General features: G+C 63.9%; 14 protein-coding genes and 1 pseudogene. 4 read left to right on the forward strand and 11 right to left on the reverse strand.

The features are described from left to right. Window positions 1-878: 878 nt before the first annotated feature. Window positions 879-1,586, forward strand: coding sequence for a hypothetical protein (locus tag ACTJKE_RS14615; RefSeq protein ID WP_440636891.1), 708 nt, complete (start codon window positions 879-881; stop codon window positions 1,584-1,586). Window positions 1,587-1,676: 90 nt separating this feature from the next. On the opposite strand, the pseudogene ACTJKE_RS14620 reads toward ACTJKE_RS14615, so the two are convergent. From ACTJKE_RS14620 to trbB, 11 genes and pseudogenes are all read right to left on the reverse strand, one after another. After that, window positions 1,677-1,883: pseudogene (locus tag ACTJKE_RS14620) on the reverse strand (DUF2274 domain-containing protein); the annotation flags it as partial. Beyond that, on the reverse strand, window positions 1,883-3,115 hold the full coding sequence (locus ACTJKE_RS14625) for a TrbI/VirB10 family protein (RefSeq protein WP_440636889.1): 1,233 nt from the start codon (window positions 3,113-3,115) through the stop codon (window positions 1,883-1,885). The gene ACTJKE_RS14625 and the pseudogene ACTJKE_RS14620, both read right to left, overlap by 1 nt. Continuing rightward, entirely contained in the window at window positions 3,112-4,176 is a 1,065-nt protein-coding gene (gene trbG, locus ACTJKE_RS14630; RefSeq protein WP_082663457.1) for a P-type conjugative transfer protein TrbG, read from the reverse strand. The genes ACTJKE_RS14625 and trbG overlap by 4 nt, the downstream gene beginning before the upstream one ends. Next, the gene (gene trbF, locus ACTJKE_RS14635; RefSeq protein ID WP_058326608.1) at window positions 4,173-4,862 is read right to left on the reverse strand and encodes a conjugal transfer protein TrbF; all 690 of its coding nucleotides are present in this window, start codon (window positions 4,860-4,862) and stop codon (window positions 4,173-4,175) included. Before trbF ends, trbG begins: the two co-directional genes overlap by 4 nt. Further along, window positions 4,859-6,205 (reverse strand): P-type conjugative transfer protein TrbL, encoded by a 1,347-nt coding sequence (gene trbL, locus ACTJKE_RS14640; RefSeq protein WP_112995891.1) that lies wholly within the window; start codon window positions 6,203-6,205, stop codon window positions 4,859-4,861. Before trbL ends, trbF begins: the two co-directional genes overlap by 4 nt. A 4-nt stretch (window positions 6,206-6,209) precedes the next feature. Next, entirely contained in the window at window positions 6,210-6,584 is a 375-nt protein-coding gene (trbK-alt, locus tag ACTJKE_RS14645) for a putative entry exclusion protein TrbK-alt (protein ID WP_440636886.1), read from the reverse strand. A gap of 11 nt (window positions 6,585-6,595) precedes the next feature. Beyond that, window positions 6,596-7,351, reverse strand: a complete 756-nt coding sequence (gene trbJ, locus ACTJKE_RS14650; RefSeq protein ID WP_058326607.1) for a P-type conjugative transfer protein TrbJ — start codon at window positions 7,349-7,351, stop codon at window positions 6,596-6,598. Then, window positions 7,348-9,792: a conjugal transfer protein TrbE gene (gene trbE, locus ACTJKE_RS14655; RefSeq protein ID WP_058326606.1), complete on the reverse strand. Its 2,445-nt coding sequence runs from the start codon at window positions 9,790-9,792 to the stop codon at window positions 7,348-7,350. Before trbE ends, trbJ begins: the two co-directional genes overlap by 4 nt. A gap of 12 nt (window positions 9,793-9,804) precedes the next feature. After that, a complete protein-coding gene (locus ACTJKE_RS14660) occupies window positions 9,805-10,086 on the reverse strand; it encodes a VirB3 family type IV secretion system protein (protein WP_058326605.1) in 282 nt (93 codons plus the stop codon). Further along, entirely contained in the window at window positions 10,086-10,418 is a 333-nt protein-coding gene (locus ACTJKE_RS14665) for a TrbC/VirB2 family protein (RefSeq protein WP_058326604.1), read from the reverse strand. The genes ACTJKE_RS14660 and ACTJKE_RS14665 overlap by 1 nt, the downstream gene beginning before the upstream one ends. Then, window positions 10,415-11,398: a P-type conjugative transfer ATPase TrbB gene (gene trbB, locus ACTJKE_RS14670; RefSeq protein WP_058326603.1), complete on the reverse strand. Its 984-nt coding sequence runs from the start codon at window positions 11,396-11,398 to the stop codon at window positions 10,415-10,417. The genes ACTJKE_RS14665 and trbB overlap by 4 nt, the downstream gene beginning before the upstream one ends. Window positions 11,399-11,729: 331 nt before the next feature. Here trbB and ACTJKE_RS14675 point away from each other — a divergent pair, with 331 nt between their 5' ends. The 3 genes from ACTJKE_RS14675 to ACTJKE_RS14685 all read left to right on the forward strand — a co-directional run bounded on the left by ACTJKE_RS14675 (window position 11,730) and on the right by ACTJKE_RS14685 (window position 15,603). Further along, entirely contained in the window at window positions 11,730-12,692 is a 963-nt protein-coding gene (locus ACTJKE_RS14675; RefSeq protein ID WP_440636883.1) for an AraC family transcriptional regulator N-terminal domain-containing protein, read from the forward strand. A 232-nt stretch (window positions 12,693-12,924) separates the two neighbouring features. Continuing rightward, complete coding sequence (locus ACTJKE_RS14680) at window positions 12,925-13,383, forward strand: (2Fe-2S)-binding protein (RefSeq protein WP_058325350.1); 459 nt, start codon at window positions 12,925-12,927, stop codon at window positions 13,381-13,383. Between the two features lie 3 nt (window positions 13,384-13,386). Beyond that, window positions 13,387-15,603 (forward strand): molybdopterin cofactor-binding domain-containing protein, encoded by a 2,217-nt coding sequence (locus ACTJKE_RS14685; protein WP_440636880.1) that lies wholly within the window; start codon window positions 13,387-13,389, stop codon window positions 15,601-15,603. Window positions 15,604-15,663: the final 60 nt, after the last annotated feature.

A 15,663-nucleotide genomic window follows, 5' to 3' on the forward strand; every position in this document is an offset into this window, starting at 1 on the left:
CTTCGCCGATGTAACGAAATCGATCCCGCAGATCTGTGCCAAGCACTGTTACGTAGTAGAATCCACTGTTCGTGTTCGTGTCGTTCTTATGCTTGATGATCGTCGCAACGACATCTCCGCCGACGAAACCGCGTGAAACGCGATTGTGTCCGTGGGCTATTCGATGGCCATGCTTGGATCTTTCTACTTGTAGGATTTCTCGGCCGCCACAATCGTTCGAACTGTATGCGCCAATTCCTCAAGTGTCGCCGTGACCCGATTTATCTGAGACAGTCCATTTCAGGTCCGTATCTGGTGACGAGATACTCCCTGTTATCGGACAACGTCGCCAAGTGCGCAACAGTGCGCTTGCGCAGAACCAGGCCAGCATCCATCGCCCGTCGTCATCGCTCGCCCATATCGTGCTGAAGTCCGCGGATGGTCTCTCGATCTACACCTTTGGCAAGCAGAAAAGCATTCAGATAGAGTTCAAATTGCGTGGAGAGCTAGAAAGCGTCGAGGAATCAAAATCAGGTCAAACTGGGGACGGACGAGATGACGCCGCCCTTAACGCACGTCGAGCGGTCGCGCCGGCCCGACCGCCGCTATTTCGACTTCCAGTCCCATAAAACTGGATGGCAGATCGACGATTGCGCCGGCCTCGACACATCTCGGCGAGGCCAAGTCAGCGCTTTCGAGGCGGTTTCTCGCGGCGGACGTCGCGTGGTATCGCCCTCCCCGAACATCAATCTCCAGGGCATCGGCATCGGCTTCAAAATCGTGTCGGGCCGGACAACCTCGGAGCCGGCGCTAAAATTCTGCGTCCGACGCAAGCAACCTAAGTCCGAGATTGGCACGGGCGATCTGCTGCCCGAGCAATCGACGGCATACCGACCGACGTGGAGGAGATCGGCTTTCTGCAGCCGCTCGCAAATCCACGTTCGCGCATGCGACCGGCGCAGCCGGGCTGTTCAACGGGCTTTGCCGACGCCAACCCGCTCAATTCGCTCGCGGGAACTTTCGGCGGGCTCGTGGCAGACAGTCTCGGTCGCTACATCCTGTCAAACAACCATGTGCTCGCGGACCAGAACCGGCAACCGTTTGGAACGGCCGTATTCGAACCGAGTCCATTCGATGCCGGCAATCCAACGAAGGACAAAATCGCCGAACTGGAAGGATTTGTCCCTCTCGACACATTGCAGCCGAACTACGTCGATGGCGCTATTGCTCGTCTGCTTAAGCGGCAACTCGCCATCCCCGATATTTTGGCAATCGGCCCGCCTGTCGGTGCCAAGTCCGCGGCACTGAACACGATCGTCGAGAAATTCGGGCGCACAACCGGCTACACGACCGGCTACGTAGACAGCGCCAGCACGGACCTCAAGGTACCCTACGACATCGGGACGATTCTGTTCCACGATCAGATCGCGATTAAATCGATCGACGCCCTCCCGTTCAGCGAGGAGGGCGATTCCGGGGCGCTCATCCTTGAGCAGACAACGGGCATGGCAATTGGACTGCTGTTCGCGGGAACTTCAACCATTTCATTCGCGAACCACATCGCCGACGTGCTCGACTCGTTCGGCGTGGAGCTGGCGACGTCCTGACCTTGCCAGTTGTCCGCATGGCCTGGGCAATGTGCACAAACTGTAACGTGCCAAGGGCTTAAGCCCGTGGGGCCGGCGGGGATGGGGGCTTTTGGTCTTTGCGAACCCGCGATCTGTGGCGATGAAGCGCTCGAGCATAGGCACAATCAGTTTAAGAGGATTGCTGACAGGACGCCCGGTCTCGCGACCGAGCTGTTCCGCACAGTCGACGAGGTCGCGATGCAAGGTTGCAGGCAATTCGACGCTGATCTTCACCGGCTTGTCGTCCGCGACCGGCCCGAGTTTCAGCTTCGCCATCAGGATTCTCCATAGGGTTCGAGTACGAGATCGCGTGTGACGAGCACGCGAACCGGAAAACCGGGCCGGATGGTCAGCGTCGGGACAATGTCGAGCTGGCGCTCAACGATCTTCTGGCCGGTCTTACTGATGCTGTCGGATGCGCCTCGGCGAAGAGCTCGGACGATATCGCTTTCCTCGCTGGAAGAGCCCGCCTCGGCGCGGATGCTCAGCAACGTCGAGAGGGCAGTGGCCCAGAACAGTTGGCCCCAATGATAGTCCACGCGGTCCTCGAGGCCGGCGTAGCCCGCGCTGTCAGCGCCGGGTTGGCGTTCGAGCACGATGGAGCGGCCGTTCGGCATGATCAGTCGGTTCCAGACGATGAGCACACGTCTCTGGCCGTAGCCGACGCCACTATCGTACTGGCCGATGAGCCGCGCGCCCTGCGGGACCAGCAGGATGCGGCCCGTCGGGCTGTCATGGACGTTCTCGGTCACCTGGGCGGTGATCTGGCCGGGAAGGTCGGAGCGGATACCGGTGATGAGCGCGGCCGGGAGGACGGCGCCGGCCTGGAGAATGTTCGGGGAGGCTGGCGTGGCGACACGATCCGGCGCGACCGTCCGCTTGTCAGGGGTGGCGTTCAAAAACGCGAGCCGCCGTTCCTCTGCTGTGGGTGTCGCGGGCTCAGGAGCGATGTCAAGGCTTGCAAGATCGGACAGGGCGGTTGAATTACCGGCCGGGGGCGTGGAGCTATCCGAGTCCACGGCTGCCGGCGTTGTTTCGGTACTGGCGAAGAGCCGGCTCGTGCGTGCCGCCTCCATCTCCTCCTGCCGGCGCCGCTCCTCCTCGCTGAGGCCTGGCTCAGGCATGACGACCTCGGGTGCGGGAACCGCCTGCCCGCGTTTCTGCGCGTCGAGAATAGGGCGGCCGAGATCGCCAGGGAGCGGAGGTCCGAGGATCGGACCGGTATAGTCGCGCGGCAAGTTGGAAAGCCCGTCGGCCGTGGTGCGATTTTCGGTCGAGTAGAGCTCCTCGGCAGGCCCGCTCCCATCAGATGTCTGGAGAGCGTAGATCAGCGCGCCGCCGAGACCGAGGCCGGCGATCAAGGAAACACCGGCCAGGAATTTCCGCGACAGACGGGTCACGCGCGGCGCCTTGGGGCGCAGCCGCATGGAGATCACGGGCTCGCCCGTCAGCGGGCGAGCCTCATCAGGTTCCAGACCTTCTTCGTTCCGGGGTTCTTGATCACTCACAACATCCGTCTCCCGTCGGTCCGCAGGATCCGCACTCGCATCTGCGTCCGGCCGGCGCCGAAACGAAGCTCAGCGGCGGCAAAGAGCCGGTCGACGATCATGTGGTGGCCGCGAACCCGATAGTTCACTAGTTCGGAGTCGTTGCCGTCGGGGCCGACGACGAAGAGAGGCGGCATTTCGCCCTGACCGATGCCGCGCGGAAACTCGATGAAGACCTGCCGGCCGTCGTCGAAGGCGCGAAGCGGCCGCCACGGGGCGCGGTTGCCTTCGATCGCGTAGCGAAAGTTGAGGCGCGCCAGATCGACACCCGAGGCGACGGGCTGCGCGGCTTGAGCTTCGATATTCTGGCGACGAAGCGCGATCAACTGGTCCTGGGGATATTGCCATGACACCGATGCCATGTAGGTGCGCTCCCCGGATCGCAGTTCCAGGTGATAGGTCCGGCGGTCGGTATTGATGATCAGGTTCGTCGTGAGATCGGGCCGCGTGGGCTTCGCGAGGATGTGGATCTGCCTGGTCGTGCCTGATCCGCTCTCGGTATCGCCGATAACCCAACGCACCGTGTCGCCGGCGGCGACCGGGCCAGTACCTACTAGTTGCTCTCCAGGTTGAAGCGCGATGTCGGTGATCTGACCAACGGCTGTATAGACCTGATAGAGCGCCCCTTGTGTGAAGGGATAGACCTGCATGGCGTTGATGAAGCCGTTGCGAACCGGCTGCACGCGGGCCGCCGCATTGGCCTGGTGGATCCTGGCCGCCGGGTCGGCGGGTTCGGGCCTCAGCCGGCTGATCTCGATCGGCTTCATCTGTCCCGGCAAGGGCAGGGGCTTCGCAATCTCGACGACCCGAACTGGAGCTGGAGGATTGATGGTCTGCACCGCCGGCGCGGCATCGTCGTAGGAGATCTCCGGAGGCTTCTTCGCTGTCGCGCATCCGGCGAGCGCCGTGGCGGACAGGATCGCGAGGACGACATTTGCGCACAATGCGGCGGCGTTTCCGCCTTTCCGCGAACTGACGCGCGTGAGGAAAGCAGGTTGCGTGGCTTCAGACGGCGGTTTCATTGTCCCAGCTCCTTCGACCAGTTGATCGCGTTGACGTAGATCCCGAGCGGATTGCGCTTAAGCTTCTCGGCATCGCGCGGTGGCTCGACGACGATCGTGAGGATCGCGGTCCAGCGGGAGGCCTCCGCGAGCGACCCGTCCTGATAGCGGCGCTCGCTCCAGGCGACGCGAAAGGAGTCGGGCGAGGCGCGGATGACGGAGGAAACGTCGACGGCGATCTGCTCTCTGCCGACCTTGGTGAACGGGTCGCTGGTGCGTGCATGGTCGTTGAGCGCCAGCGCGCCGCGATCAGTGGTGAATTCGTAGGCGCGCAACCAATTCTGCCGCACGATGATCGCGTCGGCCGAGATACTCCTTACCTCTTCGATGAAGCGCGCGAGATGCCAGGCGATCTGGGGATCGGTCGGGCGAAAATCCGCTTCTGCCGGGGCGATTGCCTGCGCCTGTCCGAGCCGGTCGACCTGAACGACCCAGGGGACGACCGTGCCGCGGGCCGACTGCCAGACGAGGGCTGCCGCAAAGCCGGCCGAGAGGATGAGCGAGCCGAATGCCATGAGCCGCCAGTTTTTCGCCTGGATGCGGGCCGAGCCGATGCGATCGTCCCAGACCTGGGCGGCGCGCTGATAGGGTGTCTCGGGCTCTGGCGTCTTTCCGTAATGCGTGGAGGGTCGTCGGAAGGGATTCATGAGCGGTCGCCTTCGGAGAGATTGACGGAGGAGCCGCCGCCGTGGGCGTCTCCGGAGCGGATTGCGTGGGCAGTTGCCTGAACGCCATGTGACATTTGCTGTGCGCGCTTCATGCGCCTGGCCCAGTCGGGCGGACTGTCGCCATGCAACGGACCGGTGGTTTGCGAGGCATCGCCGGCAGCCCGACGATCGCCGTCACCTCCTGCGGAGGCGGACTGGGCTCCACTGGCGCGGCTTGAGCTCAGCCTTTCGGCGGCGCGAGCGCCGATGCGCTTCAGGGGCGAGACCGCGGCGGCCGCGCCGGATCTGGCCGTGCTGCCGAGCCCGGATGCGACGCCGGTGACACCCGACTTGCTGGCCGCACCGAGGCTGTAGGCGGCGGAGGCTCCACCGGCGAGGGCCGCGCCGCCGCGAGCGGCAGCCGCGGCAGCGCCAAGGAGCGCCGCGCCACCGGAGATGGCGGCGCCGGCAGTCGCCGCTCCGGCCGCGACGACGCCTCCAGCGGCCAGCCCGGTGCCGACTGCGCTTCCCGCTCCGAGTTGCGGACCGCCTGAGACGAGGCCGTTGGCGATACCCGGTCCGAAGATGCCGAGGCCGAGCAGCGACAGCGCCGCAAGCACGATCGCCATGGCCTGATCGATGGTCGGCGTTTGGCCCCCGAAACCTTGAGTGAATTGCGAGAAGAGGGTCGAGCCGACACCGATGATGACGGAGAGGACGAGCACCTTGATACCGCTCGAAATCACGTTGCCGAGCACCCGCTCGGCCATGAAGGCCGACTTTCCGAAGAGACCGAATGGAATGAGCACGAAGCCGGCGAGCGTCGTCAGCTTGAACTCGATGAGTGTGACGAAGAGCTGGACGGCGAGGATGAAGAAGGCGAGTAGCACCAGCACCCAGGCGAACATCATGCAGGCGATCTGGATGAAGTTTTCGAAGAAACTCCAGTAACCCATTAAATCGGAAATGGATTCGAGGAGAGGGCGTCCGGCATCGAGGCCTGTCTGGGCGACCTTGCCCGGCCGGAGCAGATCAGCCGTCGAGAAGCCGGTCCCGGACGCCTTGAGGCCGAGGCCCGCGAAGCTCTCGAACACGATACGGGCGAGATTGTTCCAGTTGGAAATCAGATAGGCGAAGACGCCGATGAACAGGGTTTTCTTCACCAGCCTCGCGATAACGTCATCGTCGGCACCCCAGCTCCAGAAGAGTGCGGCGAGCGTCACGTCGATCACGATCAGCGTCGTGGCGATGAAAGCCACTTCTGCACCGAGGAGGCCGAAGCCGGAATCGATGTATCGGGTGAAGACCTCGAGGAACTGGTCAATGACGCCGGTGCCGCCCATATTCTCACCGGACCTCGTCCGCGTTCGGCCCGGCGAGCGGCGCGGTCACCTTGACGGGCGCCCCGGGCTGCACGGCTTGCGCAGGTGAACTGAGCGAGGTGTCGGGAAAGGCCGGACGCTCTGCGTGTCCGGGCCTGAGAAAGCGCTGCCGGTTCTCAGCCCAGACACGCAGGCACGAGGCATCGCGGGCACCGGCCTCTCCCATGCCGACACAGCGCCTGAGTTCCGATCGAAGGGGATCTGCGGAGGCCGGGCCCCGTCCGCCGACCGCTGCCTCCAGCGGCCCGTCCCCTTTCCGGCTCATCGCGATCGCCGCTCCAAGAAATGCGACGGCCACGAGGGCTACGGCGGCGACCCTGATCAACCGGCTCCCGCCCATGCCCGCCTCCATCACCGGTACATCCGGGCATTGCCCGGCTGGTAGCCGACGCCCGGGGCGAGAAAGCGGCGACGCTGTTCGCGCCCTTGCTCGGCGGCGGCCGCACGCTCGGCGTCGCTGAGCGCCGTGGCCCGTCCGTTGGCTGCAACCACTGCGGTCAGGTCGGCGAGCTGTTGTGCCTGCAGTGCTAGCAACTGGTTTCCGGCCTGGGTGGCTTGCAGGGCGCCGATGGCGCTCTGGCTCTTGCCGACGAGCGCCGACATCTCTCTACGATTGGTGTCGATGTTTCCGATGACGGTCGCCTGCACACGCATCGCATCCTGCAGACCGCCGACCGTGTAATGCCAGCGCGTGCGCGCGTTGGCGACGAGCTGCTGGTCGCTCGTAGAGATCGGGGCCCTGCGATAGGTGGTCTCGAAGGCACGGTCGATCTGGCGGACGTCGAAGGCGATGTTCTGCGCCTGGGCGAGGAGCCGTTGGGTGCGTTGAACCGACTGCTGCAGCTCCTGAAGGGACGAGTGTGGCAGGCTCGCAAGATTGCGGGCCTGATTGAGCAATATCTGAGCTTCGTTCTGTAAAGAGTTGATCTGGTTGTTGATCTGGTGGAGCGCTCGCGCTGCCGAGAGCAGGTTCTGCGCATAGTTCTTCGGGTCGAAGACGATGAGCGCCTGCGCCGACGCCGTGAGCAGAGAAATCACTGGCGATGCGGCAAGCAGGGCTGCGGCAACGCGAAGCGCCCGAAAATGCGGACGGTAACGGTTGGTCATGATTGTACCTCGAGGGCTTCAGGGATGAGATTGGTGAGGTCGGGTATGAGGTCGGCGGCCCAGGTGGCGCCGCGGTGGCGCAGCCACGCGGCGAGGAAACCCTCCCGGCCGTGCTCGGCGACAATCTTGTCGATGGCGGCCTGGTCGGTCTTTGACGATGCGGCGCACAGCGCGAGCGCGACGTCCGAGAGGCCGAGTTCGAAGAGGCGATTGCCGCGCCGCGACTGGCAGTAATAATCGCGTTTGGGCGTAGCCCGCGCGAGGATTTCGATCTGCCTGTCATTGAGGCCGAAGCGGTGATAGATCGCCGCGATCTGCGGCTCGATCGCGCGTTCGTTGGGAAGGAGGAGACGCGTCTGGCAGCTTTCGATGATCGCCGGCGCGATCGCGGAACCGTCGATGTCGCTGAGCGACTGGGTGGCGAAGACGACGGACGCGTTCTTTTTGCGCAGCGTCTTCAACCATTCGCGCAGCTGTCCGGCGAAGCCTTGATCGTCGAGGGCGAGCCAGCCCTCGTCGATGATCATGAGAGTGGGGCTGCCGTCCAGCCGGTCCTCGATGCGGTGGAAAAGATACTGGAGCACGGCGGAGGCCGCACCGGTGCCGATCAGTCCCTCGGTCTCGAAGGCTTGGACGGAGGCCGTGCCCAGATTCTCGCTTTCCGCATCGAGAAGGCGGGCATAGGGACCGCCGACGCAATAGGGGCGCAGCCCCTGCTTGAGATCGTTCGATTGCAGAAGGACGGTGAGGCCGGTCAGGGTGCGCTCGATGGTTGGCGCGGAAGCGAGCGAGGTGAGCGCCGTCCAGATGTGCTCCTTCTCGTCCGGCGAGATTGCGACGCCCTCCCGGTGCAGGTTGGTGACGATCCAGTCCGCCGCCCAGGCGCGTTCTGCGACGTCGTCGATACGGGCGAGTGGCTGCAGCGAGACAGAACTCTCGGTCAACTCGCCGCCGAGGTCGTGCCAGTCGCCGCCGATCGCGAGAGCCGCGGCGCGGATCGAACCGCCGAAGTCAAAGGCAAAGATCCGGGAGCGCTCATAGCGGCGGAACTGCAGCGCCATCACCGCCAGCAGAACGGACTTGCCGGCGCCGGTAGGTCCGACCACGAGCGTGTGACCGACATCGCCGACATGGATGGAGAACCGAAACGGGGTCGAGCCTTCGGCCTTGCCGAGCAGCAAGGGGGGCGCTTGGAAGTGCTCGTCCCGTTCCGACCCTGCCCACACGGCGGAGAGCGGCACCATGTGGGCGAGGTTCAAGGTGGAGATCGGTGGCTGCCGCACATTGGCATAGGCGTGCCCCGGCAGGCCGCCGAGCCAGGCGTCGACGGCATTGATGGTCTCCGTCATGGCCGTGAAGTCCCGGCCTTGCACCACTTTGTCGACGAGGCGCAGCTTCTCGTCGGCGGCGCGCGGATCGGCATCCCAAACCACGACGCTCGCCGTCACATAGGCCTGTCCGGCATGGTCGGCGCCGAGCTCCTGCAGCGCGAGGTCCGCGTCCGCGGCCTTGTTCGCGGCATCGCTATCCACGAGCACGGACGTTTCGTTGGTGATAACCTCCTTGAGGATCGCGGCGATCGACTTGCGCTTGGCGAACCATTGCCGGCGGATCCTCGTCAGCAATCTCGTCGCATCGGTCTTGTCGAGCATGACCGCGCGCGTCGACCAGCGATAGGGAAAGGCAAGGCGATTGAGGTCGTCGAGAATGCCGGGCGTCGTCGCGGTCGGGAAGCCGACGATGGTCAGCACCCTGAGATGCGCGTCGCCGAGGCGCGGCTCGAGACCGCCCGTGAGCGGCTGGTCAGCAAGTAGGGCATCTAGATAGATCGGGGTGTCGGGGACGCGCACCCGGTGACGCCTGGTCGAGACGGTCGAGTGGAGATAGGTGAGCGTCCCGGCGTCGTCGAGCCAGGCGCATTCTGGCATGAAGCCCTCGACGAGTTGCAGTACACGGGTCGTGCGGTCGATGAAGCCGTGCAGGATCTCGCGTGGATTCACGCCGGTCTCGGCCTTTCCCTCGTAGAGCCAGTTTTCGGCGCGGGCAGCCTCGTCTGCGGGCGGCAGGTAGAGGAAGGTCAAAAAATAGCTCGACTCGAAATGCGCGCCGGCTTCCTCGAAGTCCGCCTTCCGCTCGGCGTCGACAAGAGCCGAAGCGGGGTCGGGGAAACGGCTTGCCGGATAGGCGGCGGCGGGATGGCGCTGCGCTTCCACAAAGATCGCCCATCCGGAACCAAGACGGCGGAAGGCGTTGTTGAGGCGCCCGGCGACGGCGACGAGTTCGGCCGGCACGGCCGAGTCAAGATCGGGACCACGGAAGCGTGCTGTGCGCTGGAACGAGCCGTCCTTGTTGAGGACGATGCCTTCGCCGACGAGAGCTGCCCAGGGCAGAAAGTCGGCGAGGCGGGTGCTTTTGTTGCGATATTCAGCGAGGTTCATCATGGGCGCGCTCCCTTAGATCGACAGGTGACCGGGGATGCGCAGATGCCGGCGAACGACGTCGACGAACTGCGGATCACGCCTGGCCGCCCATACGGCGGCGAGATGTCCGGCAAGCCAGAGACCGAGGCCGACCAGCCAGAGGCGCAGGCCCAGGCCTAGTGCAGCTGCGAGCGTTCCGTTGAGGATGGCGATCGCACGGGGAGCGCCGCCGAGCAGGATCGGTTCGGTCAGCGACCGGTGAAGGGGAACTGCGAAGCCGGGCACATCCTCGGCGGGAGAGGTGGTCGCTGCCATCAGACGAGCGCTCCGCCGCCGAAGGAGAAGAAGGAGAGGAAGAAGGAGCTCGCGGCAAACGCGATCGAGAGGCCGAAGACGACCTGGATGAGGCGCCGGAAGCCGCCTGAGGTGTCGCCGAAGGCAAGCGTGAGGCCGGTTACGATGATGATGATCACCGCGACGATCTTGGCGACCGGACCTTCGACGGACTTCAGGATCTGCTGAAGCGGCTGCTCCCAGGGCATGGAGGAGCCTGATGCGTGGGCCGCGGGAGCGAGCGAAAGGGTCAGTAGGCTGACGGATACCGTCGTCAGAAAGCGACGGCGAAGGTGATGCAAACGCTGAATCATGCAAGAGCTCCTGGTACGGTGGAGGTGACGGGATTGATCAGGTAATCGCCTGAAGGAGCGAGCCCCACGACGCGGACGAGTTCCGAAAGACGGCGCGATGAACCTCGTCCGGATAGGACCGCGACGAGATCGATAGTTTCGGCGATCAGCGCCCTGGGGACGGTGACGACGGCTTCCTGAATGAGCTGCTCGAGACGGTGCAAGGCGCCGATGGCGCTGCCAGCATGGATGGTGCCGATGCCTCCGGGATGGCCGGTACCCCAGGCTTTCAGGAGATCGAGGGCTTCGGCGCCGCGCACTTCTCCGATCGGGATGCGGTCGGGGCGCAGCCGAAGCGACGAGCGCACGAGTTCGGACAGAGACGCGACGCCATCCTTGGTGCGCATGGCGACGAGGTTTGGCGCTGCGCATTGCAGCTCGCGGGTGTCCTCGATGATGACGACGCGGTCGGCCGTCTTCGCGACTTCGGCGAGAAGGGCATTGGTGAGCGTGGTCTTGCCGGTGGACGTACCGCCAATGACGAGGATGTTGGCGCGTGACGCTACGGCCTCGCGCAGCGCCTCGGCCTGTCCTGCCGACATGATGCCGGCGGCAACATAGTCATCGAGCGTGAAGATGGCTACGGCTGGCTTGCGGATCGCGAATGCCGGCGCGGCGACGACCGGCGGCAAGAGACCTTCGAAGCGCTCGCCGGTTCCAGGGAGTTCCGCGGAGAGACGCGGTGCCCCGCTGTGAACCTCTGCACCGACATGGTGCGCAACAAGGCGAATGATCCGCTCGCCGTCGGCGGCGGAGATGCGCTCGCCGCTATCTGCGAGGCCGGCCGACAGCCGGTCGATCCAGAGGCGCCCATCGGGGTTGAGCATCACCTCGACGATCGAGGGGTCTTCCAGAAATCCCGCGATGGAGGGACCGAGGGCGGTGCGCAGCATGCGCACGCCTCGCGTCACGGCTTCGGATTTCGGATGAGATGTCGCCATGTCGTCCCCGCTCTCTCGCGGGCCGCACAACGCGCGGCCCTGGATCGGGGATAATTAAGAGAGCCAGTAATTCAGCTGCCGCAACAAGATTGGTGGCGTAGTAGCGCCGTGGCGCGGAAAGACAGGCAATCGGCTGAGTTGTGGTTCGCCGTGGGCAAAGCGCCGAAGGGCGCGGGCGTCCTTCGGCGGGACGATCGCTGATCTGCTGGATAATGCCCTTCTGGCGCGGATGCTTCGCCGCGCGCTCCGGCGTGGTTGCCTAATCCTGTTGAGATCAACGTAATATGATAAGAAGCCAATTTGACGGGCGGGTCGGAGGATGGGTCAGGGCATGGCAACGAGCGAGACATTTATGCAGCAACGCGACCTGCGCGAGGAAACCGCGCCCCTTCGGGCGCGAATTCTCGACATGCTCTCGCAACTGCCGTGGGACGGTGTTCGCTACGGCCACCCTGTTCCGGAGCTTTCGCTCTATCGCATCATCGAGCCAGCGGGCCCGTTTTCCAGCGTCTCCGAACCCAGCGTGGCGCTCATCATCAAGGGAAGCAAGCGTATCCATGTCGGTAACGAAATGCTCGTTTACGATGAATCCTGCTTCTTCATGACCGCCATCGGCCTGCCGATGACCGGCCAGATCTGCGAGGCGAGCGAGAGTGAGCCCTATGTGGCAGCCACGCTGCGCCTCGATCTCGAAAAGCTGCGGCGAATTATCGCCGATTACGACATACAGCCGCCGGATGCCCCCGAACGCGATCTCGGCGTCGCGGTCGGCGCCGCCACACCGGAACTGTTCGACGCGTTATTGCGATTAATTTCGCTCGCGACCACGCCGGCAGACATCCCGTTCCTGGCCAGTCAAATCCAGGGCGAGATCCTCTATCGGCTGCTCACCGGCGAGCAAGGCGCGCGGCTGCGGCGTTTCGCGCTTGCCGGCACGAACAGTAACCGGGTGGCAAAGGCCGTCGCGTGGCTGAAAGAAAACTATGCCCGGCCGCTTCGTGTCGAAGAACTCGCGGAGATTGCGAACATGGGGATATCCACGTTGCACCACCATTTCCGCGCCATGACAGCCATGAGCCCACTGCAGTTCCAGAAGCACCTACGGCTGCATCATGCGCGGGAATTGATGCTTTCAGAATCGCTCGACGCCGCAACCGCCGCGCTGCGCGTCGGCTACGAAAGCCAGACACAGTTCAACAGGGAATATCGGCGCGCCTTCGGTCATCCGCCGCTCAGAGACATCAAGGCAATCCTCAACTCCAGCGACTCGAAAAGACGCGACTCCATCGGTTGACGGGCTGCCGAACACAAGTGGAGCGCCCGTTGGTGCGCTGGCGCATCTTTTGTCATGATCACAATTTCGTCAGGCCGAGAGGAATAGGCAATAATCTGACAGGATCGAACCTACCAGCGTGCAGGATGGTCTTCTAAGCTGCAGCCGCGGTCTGGCGAATGGCCGCGGCGCGTGAAGCAGGGTTTCCGGATAAGCATCCCGAGACCACGCGCCCGAACGCGAGGAGAGCATCATGGCAATTGTAACGATCAACGGCGTCGAACACACGGTCGAGGCCGAGGCGGATATGCCGCTTCTTTGGGTGATCCGCGATCTGGTTGGACTAACAGGGACGAAGTTCGGCTGTGGCATGGCGCAGTGCGGTGCCTGCACGGTCTATGTCGACGGTTCGCCGGTTCGGTCTTGTCAGACCTTGGTCGATGACATCGAGGGGGCAAAAGTGACGACCATCGAGGGCCTCAAGGGAAAGGTCGCGCAAACGGTTCAGGCAGTCTGGGCCGATCTCGACGTCCCGCAGTGCGGCTACTGCCAGTCGGGGCAGATCATGTCGGCGACAGACCTCCTGGCGAACAATCCGAAGCCGAGCGATGAGGACATCGACACGGCCATGTCGGGCAATCTCTGTCGTTGCGCCACCTATCACCGAATCCGAGCCGGCATTCACGAAGCCGCTAAGCGTCTGGAGGCTTGAGCCATGCTGCCCAAACTCATGCAATCGGTTTTCCTTCCGGCCGCGGAAGCGCAGGCATCGCGGCGACAGTTCCTCATTGGTGCCCTTGCTGCAGGTACTGGTATGGCCGTCGGCTTTCGCCTCCTGTCCGCGTCCCCGGCGGTAGCGGGCGAGACAGCGACGACCAGCGCTTCACATGCCTTTTCCCCCTACGTGACAATCGACGGCGATGGAAAAGTGACCGTACTTTCGTCGCAGTTCGAGATGGGCCAGGGCTCCTATAACGGTATTGCCACACTGGTGGCGGAAGAACTCGAGGCCGATTGGTCGACGATCGAAGTGAAGGGGGCCGCCGGCGATGTGAAGGCCTATGGCAACATCGCCTTTGGAGGTGCCTTTCAGGGCACCGGCGGGTCCACGTCGATGGCGTCCTCCTGGGAGCGCTATCGCAAGGCGGGTGCCGCGGCCCGCTCCATGCTGGTCGCCGCCGCTGCCTCCGAATGGGGTGTTGCCGCGGCAGAGATCACCGTCGAGAACGGCATTCTTGCCCATCCGTCAGGCAAGAGCGCCGGTTTCGGTGTCTTCGCCGCAAAGGCGGCGACAATGCCGGTGCCCACGGACGTGGTACTTAAGCAACCGAGCGACTGGAAGCTGATCGGCAATGCCAGACTGAAGCGCTTCGACAGCGCCCGTAAGGCAAACGGGACGGAGCAGTACACGATCGACATCAAGCTTCCCGGCATGCTGACCGCCGTGATGATCCATCCGCCGCTGTTTGGAGCGAAGGTAAAGTCCTTCGACGCCTCGTCCGCGCGCACCGTCAAGGGGGTGGTGGACGTCGTCGAAACGCCTCGGGGCGTTGCCGTCGTCGGCGAAAACATGTGGGCGGCGATCAAGGGCCGCGAGGCGGTCACCGTCAGTTGGGACGAAACGGCGGCGGAAAAGCGCGGCACGGCCGAGCTCATGTCCGCCTATCGGGAGCTTGCGAAGAAGATGCCGGCCGCGCTTGCGCGCAACGATGGTGACGCAGAAACAGCCTTCGCCGGCGCAACAAAAGTAATCGAGGCAAATTTCGAGTTTCCCTATCTCGCGCATGCCGCGATGGAGCCGCTGAATGCCGTGGCGCGCATGAACGAGGACGGTACGCTCGAGGTCTGGGGTGGGCATCAGTTCCCGGACGTATACCAGATGCTTGCCGGCCAGGTGGCCGGGATTGCCCCCGAAAAGGTACGCCTCATTGTGATGAAGACCGGCGGCAGTTTTGGCCGGCGGGCCGTGTTCGACGGTGACGTCGTCGTCGAGGCGGTGCATGTGGCCAAGGCCCTCGGTTTCCGCGCGCCGGTAAAGGTGCAGTGGACTCGGGAGGACGACATGCGCGCGGGTCGCTATCGACCCGCGTATGTGCATAGCCTCAAGGCCGGTATCGACGAGAACGGAAAGCTCGTTGCATGGAGCAACCACATCGTCGGCCAGTCCATCATGGCGAAGACTGCGTTCGATGGAATGGTCAAGAATGGGGTCGACCCGACCTCGGTCGAAGGGGCCAACAATCTGCCCTATGCCATTCCAAACCAGACGGTGGGCTTGACCACCACTGAGGCCGGCGTTCCGGTTCTGTGGTGGCGCTCCGTCGGCTCGACCCATACGGCCTTCGCAGCTGAAACCTTCCTGGACGAGGTCGCCGAGACGGCGGGACGAGATCCGATCGAATTCCGTCTTTCGATGCTTGAGCCGCAGTCGCGTCACGCGACCGTCCTCAAGCTGGCGGCGGAAAAGGCGGATTGGCAGAAGCCCTTGCCGGAGGGGCGCTTCCGAGGCGTTGCCATCGCCGAGAGCTTCGGCTCCGTTGTGGCCGAGATCGCCGAGGTTTCGACTGACGGAAATGGCCAGATCCAGGTCGAGCGCGTCGTAGTCGCTGTCGATTGCGGTCTGGCGATCAATCCGGACCAGGTCCGCGCCCAGGTGGAGGGCGGAATCGGCTTTGGGCTGGGTGCGATACTCGGCGAGGAGATCACGCTGACGGACGGCAAGGTCGATCAGAGCAATTTCGACCTTTACACGCCCCTCAGAATTGATGCGATGCCAAAGGTCGAAGTTCACATTGTCGCCTCCGCCAATCCGCCCTCCGGCATAGGCGAGCCCGGCGTTCCGCCCATCGGCCCGGCAGTCGCCAATGCCGCCTACAGGGCGCTCGGCAAGCGGATCCGCGTCATGCCATTCGCGAGATCGCTCAACACGTGATCTCGCATGCCCGGCCGGCCGCGTGGCCGGTTGGGCATGGGGCGAGACCTTTGGCGGCTG

This window comes from Ensifer sp. 22521 (assembly GCF_052044795.1).
Taxonomy (GTDB): domain Bacteria; phylum Pseudomonadota; class Alphaproteobacteria; order Rhizobiales; family Rhizobiaceae; genus Ensifer.